This window comes from Bacillota bacterium (genome assembly GCA_023511485.1).
Taxonomy (GTDB): Bacteria; Actinomycetota; Aquicultoria; order Aquicultorales; family Aquicultoraceae; genus CADDYS01.
Genome location: JAIMBH010000026.1, coordinates 24767 through 33668 on the forward strand (window position 1 = coordinate 24767; position 8902 = coordinate 33668).

An 8902-nucleotide genomic window follows, 5' to 3' on the forward strand; every position below is an offset into this window, starting at 1 on the left:
GGTTTCCTTTTGGTCGGCACTTATTAACTATTAATGACGTCGGAGAATAAAATACCTGCAATTTGCATTTTTGATTTCTAAATGACGATATAATAATATAGGTAAATAGAGTTATATAGCCGCTAACTTGATGAGGGAGTCAGAAAATGGCCGATATAATCCGCCCAACAGGTGATTGCTGAGCACCTCCGGTAAAAAAGTATTCAGAAAACTGCATGGTATGCGGTGGCAAGTTAGATTACAAAGCTAACCCTGAACTCCTCACATGCTATTTCTGTGGGGAAACTAAGCATGGTAGCATATCCTGCCCAAACGGGCACTTCGTATGCGACACCTGCCATGGTAAAGATGCATTTAGCGCGATAGTGGGGGTCGTGCTGAATACTAAATTAAACGACCCCATGGAAATTGCCGACCAAATAATGAGCCATCCTTCTGTTCCAATGATCGGTGGCGAGCACCATACAATTGTTGCCACATCGATTATGGCTGCACTTAAGAATAGTGGTCCCATCTTCTATAACGGGGAGCAAATTAAGGTGGATAATAATTTTATCCGAAGGACCATTGATAGAACCTGGACCGATAAAATACCTTCCTGTATGTGCGCAAATTACGGTGCCTACGGCGCCGCTTTAGCAGCTGGAGCAGTGTTTAGCCTACTAACCGATGCAACATGCGACGTGCCAAAAGCAAGAGAGCGCCAAATCAGCATGGAGATAACTAATTACGCGGCTTCAGATATAGCCTGGTATCGCGGGACTTGCTGTAAGTTAAGCGTTAAGCTTGCAATCGATGGTGCCTGCCTGGCAATCAAAGAGCACTTTGATTTGAACCTTCCGCGGAAAAGATCAAGATGCCAACACATGAAGAGGAACCCTTATAAATGCCTCGGTGCGCAATGCCCGTACTCAAAGGCGTAAAAAATCAAAGAGACCTTTCAATAGTTCCACCCCCCACCACGACATCTCCATCGTAAAAAACTACAGCCTGGCCGGGTGTTACCGCAGATTGGGGATGTTCAAACTCTACCTTTACCCTGCCCCCAGCAAGCGGCGATATCTTCGCCGGGGATTCAGGCGCCTTATATCTTATCTTTGCCGTAACGGCCATTGGCTCGATCAGGCTAGGAATCGATATGAAGTTAAGTTCATGTGCGATAAGCACGGTTTTATTAAGGTCCTCTTTTGTGCCAACTACAATTGCATCTTCTTCCTCCCTTATTGCAATCACATATAGGGGAACTGGTGAAGGGATACCCAATCCCTTTCTCTGTCCGATTGTATAGTGGATAATGCCCTTGTGAACGCCCAGCACATTTCCCTGTTTATCATAGATGGGGCCGGGGCGCTCAGCGCCAGGTACATATTCGCTTACAAACCTGGGGTAATTTTTATCGGGGACAAAACATATTTCCTGACTCTCAGCTTTCTTAGCAACGGGCAAGCCAAGCTCCTCAGCTTTCTTGCGCGTCTCATCCTTGGTCAGCTCCCCAAGCGGGAAAAGCGTGCGCGCAAGCTGATCTTGCGTTAAGACGTAGAGTACATATGACTGATCCTTGCTTTTATCGATCCCCTTTTTTAGGATATATCTTCCCATAGGCTTATTATGTTCGATTCTTGCGTAATGGCCGGTTGCAATGTAATCTGCACCAACCGCAAGGGCCTTATGAAGAAGAGCCTGAAATTTTATAAATTGATTGCACCTGATACACGGGTTTGGCGTACGCCCTCGCCTGTACTCAGAGACAAAGTTTTCAATAACTTCTTCTTTGAATACCTCGCGGAAATCAAACGTATAATGCGGGATGCCAAGCCTGTACGCTACCTTTTTGGCATCATCGGTTGCCGACAGCGAGCAACAGCCACCGAAGCGCTCGGCATCGTCGGGTGTCTTTGGCGATGGCCAAATATTCATCGTTATGCCGATTACTTCATAACCAGCCTCAACTAATAAGGCCGCCGCTACCGAGCTATCGACACCGCCGCTCATAGCGCAGACAACACGTGTTCTCTTGCTAGACATAACCACCAGTTCTCAATAGTTCAAAATCTACTTTCTCTTGAAAAGCTCGTCCATACTCCGAAGAAGCCAGAAATCAGAATCCAGAAGTTTTTCTTTCCTTCTGGCTTCTGACTTCTGGCTTCTAATCTTTCAAACCTACCCTGATTATTTTACCTTTGATCGATAATTTGCAATCGCCTCGCGCAGCCCATCGGCGGCAAGCACCGAGCAATGCATCTTCTGCGGCGGAAGGCCGTCTAATGCATCGGCAATATCCTGCCGTGAAATTTTCTCCGCTTCTTCCAAGGGTAAACCCATGGCAAGCTCGGTTATCATGCTGCTGGTTGCAATTGCCGCGCCGCAACCCAGCGTCTTAAACTTTATATCCTCAATTTTGTTATCTTTAACTTTTATTGTGATGCGCATCATGTCGCCACAAGTCGGGTTTCCCACTTCACCAATGCCATCTGGATTTTCAATCTCGCCGACATTTCTCGGATTTCTGAAATGCTCCATTACTTTTTCGCTATACATGCGTTAAAACCTCCGGTTTTTCGTCCATCTACTTATTTTCCTTTCCAAGCGGCATCTAATGGCGACATTGCCCTTAATCTCTCCACAATTGGCGGCAATATCTCAAGCAAGTAATCGATGTCCTCTTTAGTTGTCTTGTCGCCTAGCGTAAACCTTACCGAACTGTGCGCAACTTCTGCGGGTATTCCCATGGCCAAAAGCACATGCGATGGATCTAGTGTTCCTGATGTGCAGGCAGAACCACTTGAGCAACTTATGCCTTCCATATCAAGGCTCAATAGTATAGCCTCGCCTTCCGCCCCAATTAAGCATGCGCTAGCATTGTTTGGCAGGCGCTTGGTAGGATGACCAGTCGGCCTGACATTTGGTACCTTCTCAATGATGCCGTGCAGCAGGTAATCTCTTAGCTCAGCCAGGCGCTTTGCCTCTGAATCCATCTCTTTCTCGGCAATTTCAACGGCCTTGGCAAGACCTATAATGCCCGCTACATTGTGCGTACCGGCCCTGCGGTTATTCTCCTGGCTACCGCCATGGGCAGTCGGAACCATCCGGGTACCCCTTCTTACATATAGAACTCCAACCCCTTTAGGGCCGTATAGCTTGTGCGCAGAGACAGATAACAGATCAACTCCAAGCTCGTTTACGTTCACCGGAATATGTCCGAACGTTTGAACCGCATCGGTATGCAGATAAACCCCTTTCTCTCGGGTAATTTTACTGATCTCCTCTAAAGGCTCAATTGTTCCTACCTCGTTGTTCGCATGCATAACCGAAACCAGAACGGTCTTATCTGTTATCGCCCGTTCGACATCGGCTGGGTCCACCATACCGTGCTCATCAACCGGAAGCAGAGTTACCTCGTAGCCACGCTTCTGCAAGAAATGGCAGGGTTCAAGTACCGCATGGTGCTCAACCGGCGTAGTGATTATATGGTTACCTTTTTTCTCATTTGCAAAAGCGATCCCTTTGATAGCCATGTTGTCAGATTCGGTCCCGCCGCTCGTAAAGATAATCTCCCTAGGATCGGCTCCCATAAAGGCCGCGATTCTATCCCTGGCATCTTCAATTGCTCCTCTTGCACTCCTGCCTAGAGTGTAAAGAGAAGAAGGGTTGCCAAACTCTTTAGTAAAGTATGGCATCATCGCCTCTACTACTTCCGGACGCATCGGCGTTGTCGCCGCATAATCAAGATAAATAAACCTCTCCAACCTCTTGCTCTCCTTTCAAAACCGCCTTATCCATTCACTAAAGATACTGCGGATAGATACTGTGCGCTAAAATCATTATGTTACCCTCTACAGCCGGCCAGCAGCGACGACCGATTTGTAACTTCGCAACCCCGAGACAATCAAGACCGTTAGCCAAAATCTAAACTCCCTCTTCTTGAACTGCTTCCATATCAACTTCGCAGGTCTCTGCTTCTCCCTTATCTAGTTCCCCTTCGATAAGTTTAAGCGAGGGAATAGCTTCCTGTTTCTTTGTTAGCTCCTCTATCTTTTGCTCAAGCTCTCTAATCTTATCCCCTAAACACTTGATAGCCTGCGCCTCTGGGTCTGGAAGGTGGCCGTGCTCGAGCTCCTCTTCAGCAGTTAAGCGCCTGCCATGGGAGATCACCACTCTACCCGGGATGCCAACAACCGTCGTGTTTGCCGGAACAGAGCGTACCACTACAGAACCGGCACCGATTTTAACATTATCACCGATAGTTATCGCACCGAGAACTTTAGCACCCGCACCGACGACCACATGGTTTCCTAAAGTTGGATGGCGCTTACCCTTCTCTTTGCCGGTCCCTCCAAGAGTTGCGCCCTGGTAAAGCAAAACATCGTCACCTATCTCGGTCGTCTCACCTATTACAACCCCCATGCCATGATCTATAAAGAAACGCCTCCCTATTTTTGCCCCCGGATGGATCTCGATGCCTGTTACCGCCCGGCTGAACTGTGAAATAATTCGGGGGATAAGCGGTACATGTTTTTTATACAGGTAATGTGCAAGCCGATGCATCATAATCGCGTGGAATCCGGGGTAGCAGAGAAGGACCTCGATTACGCTTTTAGCCGCCGGGTCTTTTTCAAATATTGTCCTGATCTCTTCCCTTATTGTCCTAAACATTAAAACACCTTCTTGGCCATCAGCCGGTAGCTTTTCTATTCCTTTTTATTTGAGCTGACTGCTGATTGCTTTATTAAAGGTCTGCAAAAACCGGGTTGCTTAAGTACCTCTCGCCAGTATCGGGCAGAATAACTACGATAAGCTTACCAGCATTTTCCGGCCTCTTAGCTACCTGAACTGCTGCATACGCTGCAGCACCGCTTGATATTCCAGCAAGTATACCCTCTTCCCTGGCAAGTCTCCTGGTAAACCAGATAGCATTTTCGTTGGTTACCTGGAAGACCTCATTAATCATATCGGTATTCAATACCTTAGGGATGAATCCGGCTCCGATACCCTGAATCTTATGTACGCCCGGGCTTCCACCCGATAAAACCGGTGAATCAGCCGGCTCCACCGCAACTGTATAAAGCTCTGGTTTTCTTTCCTTGATAACCTCAGATACTCCAGTCAGCGTCCCGCCGGTGCCAACACCGGCAACGAATATATCTATATTCCCATCGGTGTCCTCCCAAATCTCCTCAGCAGTTGTTTTTCTATGGATTTCCGGATTAGCCGGATTTTCAAACTGGTGCGGCATATAATAGTCTGGGTTTTCCTGCTGTATTTCCTGTGCCTTTCGGATTGCACCACTCATACCTTCAGCTCCAGAGGTCAAGACCAGTTCTGCACCATACGCTTTTAGGAGATTTCTTCTCTCAATACTCATGGTCTCTGGCATAGTAAGGATCACCTTATATCCCCTGGCAGCAGCTACAAATGCAAGAGCAATTCCGGTATTGCCACTAGTTGGCTCAATAATGGTTGAACCAGGCGCCTGATCACCATCGGTAGCAATGCTAGCTGGCATAACCAGAGTTTTGCCGGGTTTAATTTTTCCTTCCTTTTCAGCCATATCGAGCATGCTGACGCCGATCCGGTCTTTTACGCTTCCCGCCGGGTTGAATGATTCTACCTTTGCCACAACCGTTGCCTGCGCCCCATCAGTCACCCTATTCAAACGCACAAGCGGGGTTCTTCCGATGGTCTTTGTTATATCTTCGTAAATGCTCGCCATGCAAATCCCCCAAATCTTCTCTTGTTTGGCTTTACACCTATCTCGCGCCTATATATAATACATGGGCTGCAGAGATTGATCGTAACGGGTCTGGCGTGCCGCCAGTTGTTCAAGTGTCATGCCCTTTAACACGCTTTCAATGGCCAGGCCCACCTGACACCAAAGGTCTTGTAAAGCACACTGTGTGCTCTTTGCGCATTCTGAGGCATTGCTTCCGACGCAGGTAGTTGTTGTTAGGGGACCTTCTAATGCCTCGATAACCTCCAGAATCGTAATTTCCTCAGGGGCACGCGCCAGAGTCACGCCGCCCTGTGCTCCCCGCTGGCTTTTTACAAGCCCAGCTTTCCTCAAAACTGTTATCTGTTGCTCTAAGAATCGTTCGGGAATACCCTGCCTTACGGCTATTTCACGCACGCCTACCGGCCCTTGCCCGTAATAGCCTGACATGTCAATAAGTGCCCTTAGCGCATATTCACTTTTCGCAGAGAACTTCAACTTTACTCCTCGGTCCAGTGATTATCGACAATTCCGATAAATTTAGTGCGAATTCTTTAATGCAACCATACACCTGTCACCAGATGCTTGTCAACAAAATAATGCTAAGAAATAGCAATACACCGGAAGCTTCAGAGATTTTTTGACTTATGATTATCAATTGAAAAGGATGGGAAAAATCGGCAGGTTACAAACCGGTCTGATTCTTTAGAGCTACATTCATGCTGCCACTTTTAAATCCGGATAGGTCGAGGGATATAAAATTAAAGCCAAAAGCTTTAAGCTGCGCAACAATTCGATCTGCACTCTTTAAGACTTTATCCATTTCATCTTTAGGAACCTCTATCCTTGCAAGGTCGCCATGATGGCGCACCCTAAGTTGCCTAAATCCAAGCTCTTTGATATATTTTTCGGCTTTTGCAATTTGATGCAGTTTGGCCGCATTGATTTCCTCACCGTAAGGAATCCTTGAAGCAAGACAAGCCATACTCGGCTTATCCCAGGTAGAAAGACCTAATAAGGCAGATAGCTCCCGAATATCAGATTTGCAAAGACCGGCTTCTTTTAGAGGACTTCTTATCCCCATTTCAGCCGCCGCCTTGATGCCAGGCCGCCAATCCCCTTCGTCGTCGGCATTGGTGCCATCAGCGATCCAATTAAAGTTGTGCTCTTTTTGTATATCTTTAAGAAGAGAAAAACGTATTTTTTTGCAGTGGTAGCAGCGGTCGGGGGGATTTTTGATGAATTCCTTGCATTCCAGCTCGTTGGCATCGACTATGAGATGCGTTGATCCAATCTCTTTAGCTATGCGCTTGGCGTCTTCAAGCTCACTTAACTCAAGCGTGGCCGAGTTAGCTGTCACTGCAACAGCCTTATCCCCCAGCATATCGTGGGCTACCTTCAGTAAAAGAGTGCTGTCGGCACCCCCTGAAAACCCGATCAGCACGCTCTGCATCTCGGCCAAAATGCCTTGGAGCCTTAGGTATTTATCCTCTAAACCCTTTCTTAGACCCTTTACATTAGTCATCCTGGCCATCGCCCTTATCCTCACCGATCTGGTTAATCATTGCAGCCAAGCAGCCAGCCCCAAACCCGTTATCAATATTTACAACTGCAACCCCGGTAGCGCACGAGTTTAGCATGGTAAGAAGGGGTGCTAGCCCGCCAAAATGCGAGCCGTAACCTATACTTGTGGGAACCGCAACAACCGGGCACGAAACCATGCCCCCTACAACGCTGGGCAGAACACCATCCATCCCTGCCACTACAACTATTACCCTGGCCTGCGATATTTTTTCATAGGTTGCAAGCAGCCGGTGAAGACCGGCTACGCCTACATCGTAAATGCGCTCGACATTGGCGCCCATCATTTGTGCTGTAATTGCCGCTTCTTCGGCAACTGGCAAGTCTGCAGTCCCAGCGCTCATGACTACGACTTTTCCTTTCATCTTTCTTTTTTTACGCCTATCAACAGATACAATCCTTGCCTGTGCATGATATACCGCCTTGGGTTCAATACTCTTTATTGCTTCAAAAGCTGCCTCATCTGCCCTCGTAGCAAGGAGTGCGCCGGCGTTTTTCAGGATAACTCCCGCGATTTCCTTTACTTGCTCGACAGTCTTTCCTTGGCAGTATATTGTTTCGGGAAATCCTTTTCTTATTGCCCTGTGGTTATCTACTTTAGCAAACTCCAGATCTGTAAATGGCAGGTGTTTTAGGCGATCATACGCTTCGTCTATGCTCAAATTTCCACTTTTTAGTTCTTCAAGCAACTGCCTGATATTTCCGTCGTGCATCTACCAACCTCTTGTTTTACTTATTTTGTCATCCGAAATCGAAACTTAGTATCTCATCATTAAAGCTCAAGTGCAACTCTTCTTGCAGGTAAGGTGCAAAATCCAGAAGCTACGTGTGTCGGACAAGCTCGAGGAATATTTAACGACGTGTTTGACCTTAGCTTACCAGGGTAAATTGAAGAGGATTAGTGGGTGGGGGACAATGGATTTAAACGTCAACAATATAATCGTCGCTGCGATTTCATATCTTACCGGCGCAGTAGCGCTATACGCATACTTTAACCGAAACCGTTATTTTGATTTAGTCCTGGCAACCGTTGCTGTCTTTATCTTTGGGACATCTATGTTACTTTTGGGCTTTAGAATTGATGCAGGCATAGCAAGGACCTTAATTAATTTGTCGACAGTTGTTATGGTTCTTGCGATACTCTTTTTCATAGTGCGCCTTGTAGGCGGCATATCTACCGTTATGAAAAGATACTTTAGAAAAAAGTAATCACTCTTGCTATAAGTATAATATGGCGAAGCTTTTCTGGGAAATTAGACAAAAATAGCAGATCGAGAACCGGCTGAAAGTGGAAATGTTATGACAAATTTAAAAAGTGAGTTTTATTACGGCAATTGCCGTAATACGTAATGCGATGGAAAAATTAAATAAATCTGCTAGGCAAGTTTCTCTTGAAACTGGAAATAAGGTTTCAGCTGCTTACATAAGCAAAATCTTGCACAATGAGCGCAAGCCTAGCCCTAAGGTCTTGAAGCTATTAGCTTCTCCTTTGCAGCTTCCTTACGATGTGCTGTTAAGGGAAGCCGGCTTTTTGCCCTCCTGACTTCCGCAATGCAGCACCCTAATTCTGGCATGGCATTACCTTTTCTATGTGGTCTCAGCACCCTTTAAATG

General features: G+C 46.8%; 11 protein-coding genes. 3 read left to right on the top strand and 8 right to left on the bottom strand.

The genetic code is table 11. The features are described from left to right. Positions 1-215: 215 nt before the first annotated feature. A complete protein-coding gene (locus tag K6T91_08925) occupies positions 216-923 on the top strand; it encodes a hypothetical protein (protein ID MCL6472915.1) in 708 nt (235 codons plus the stop codon). A gap of 4 nt (positions 924-927) precedes the next feature. Here the strand turns inward: K6T91_08925 and mnmA are convergent, their stop codons facing one another. The 8 genes from mnmA to larB form a co-directional block, all read right to left on the bottom strand. Continuing rightward, the gene (gene mnmA, locus K6T91_08930) at positions 928-2025 is read right to left on the bottom strand and encodes a tRNA 2-thiouridine(34) synthase MnmA (protein MCL6472916.1); all 1098 of its coding nucleotides are present in this window, start codon (positions 2023-2025) and stop codon (positions 928-930) included. A gap of 144 nt (positions 2026-2169) precedes the next feature. Next, the gene (gene nifU, locus K6T91_08935) at positions 2170-2538 is read right to left on the bottom strand and encodes a Fe-S cluster assembly scaffold protein NifU (protein ID MCL6472917.1); all 369 of its coding nucleotides are present in this window, start codon (positions 2536-2538) and stop codon (positions 2170-2172) included. Positions 2539-2570: 32 nt separating this feature from the next. Then, on the bottom strand, positions 2571-3746 hold the full coding sequence (gene nifS / locus K6T91_08940; GenBank protein MCL6472918.1) for a cysteine desulfurase NifS: 1176 nt from the start codon (positions 3744-3746) through the stop codon (positions 2571-2573). A 160-nt stretch (positions 3747-3906) separates the two neighbouring features. Continuing rightward, positions 3907-4653: a serine O-acetyltransferase gene (gene cysE, locus K6T91_08945; protein MCL6472919.1), complete on the bottom strand. Its 747-nt coding sequence runs from the start codon at positions 4651-4653 to the stop codon at positions 3907-3909. A 73-nt stretch (positions 4654-4726) separates the two neighbouring features. Continuing rightward, complete coding sequence (cysK, locus tag K6T91_08950; GenBank protein MCL6472920.1) at positions 4727-5710, bottom strand: cysteine synthase A; 984 nt, start codon at positions 5708-5710, stop codon at positions 4727-4729. 48 nt (positions 5711-5758) lie between these two features. Then, positions 5759-6205: an Rrf2 family transcriptional regulator gene (locus K6T91_08955; GenBank protein ID MCL6472921.1), complete on the bottom strand. Its 447-nt coding sequence runs from the start codon at positions 6203-6205 to the stop codon at positions 5759-5761. Between the two features lie 187 nt (positions 6206-6392). Then, a complete protein-coding gene (gene larE / locus K6T91_08960) occupies positions 6393-7232 on the bottom strand; it encodes an ATP-dependent sacrificial sulfur transferase LarE (GenBank protein MCL6472922.1) in 840 nt (279 codons plus the stop codon). Next, positions 7225-8001: a nickel pincer cofactor biosynthesis protein LarB gene (gene larB, locus K6T91_08965; protein MCL6472923.1), complete on the bottom strand. Its 777-nt coding sequence runs from the start codon at positions 7999-8001 to the stop codon at positions 7225-7227. The genes larE and larB overlap by 8 nt, the downstream gene beginning before the upstream one ends. 202 nt (positions 8002-8203) lie before the next feature. Between larB and K6T91_08970 the strand changes: the two genes are divergently transcribed. Both K6T91_08970 and K6T91_08975 read left to right on the top strand, forming a co-directional pair. Further along, complete coding sequence (locus tag K6T91_08970) at positions 8204-8497, top strand: hypothetical protein (protein MCL6472924.1); 294 nt, start codon at positions 8204-8206, stop codon at positions 8495-8497. A 145-nt stretch (positions 8498-8642) separates the two neighbouring features. Continuing rightward, positions 8643-8831, top strand: a complete 189-nt coding sequence (locus tag K6T91_08975) for a helix-turn-helix transcriptional regulator (protein ID MCL6472925.1) — start codon at positions 8643-8645, stop codon at positions 8829-8831. The last annotated feature ends 71 nt before the right edge of the window (positions 8832-8902 follow it).

Bases quoted from the DNA above. Each gene is read 5' to 3' on its own strand.
- K6T91_08970 (MCL6472924.1), top strand. From the start codon at position 8,204: ATGGATTTAAACGTCAACAATATAATCGTCGCTGCGATTTCATATCTT.
- larE (MCL6472922.1), bottom strand. From the start codon at position 7,232: ATGACTAATGTAAAGGGTCTAAGAAAGGGTTTAGAGGATAAATACCTA.
- cysK (MCL6472920.1), bottom strand. From the start codon at position 5,710: ATGGCGAGCATTTACGAAGATATAACAAAGACCATCGGAAGAACCCCG.
- mnmA (MCL6472916.1), bottom strand. From the start codon at position 2,025: ATGTCTAGCAAGAGAACACGTGTTGTCTGCGCTATGAGCGGCGGTGTC.
- K6T91_08975 (MCL6472925.1), top strand. From the start codon at position 8,643: ATGGAAAAATTAAATAAATCTGCTAGGCAAGTTTCTCTTGAAACTGGA.
- larB (MCL6472923.1), bottom strand. From the start codon at position 8,001: ATGCACGACGGAAATATCAGGCAGTTGCTTGAAGAACTAAAAAGTGGA.
- K6T91_08925 (MCL6472915.1), top strand. From the start codon at position 216: ATGGTATGCGGTGGCAAGTTAGATTACAAAGCTAACCCTGAACTCCTC.
- cysE (MCL6472919.1), bottom strand. From the start codon at position 4,653: ATGTTTAGGACAATAAGGGAAGAGATCAGGACAATATTTGAAAAAGAC.
- nifU (MCL6472917.1), bottom strand. From the start codon at position 2,538: ATGTATAGCGAAAAAGTAATGGAGCATTTCAGAAATCCGAGAAATGTC.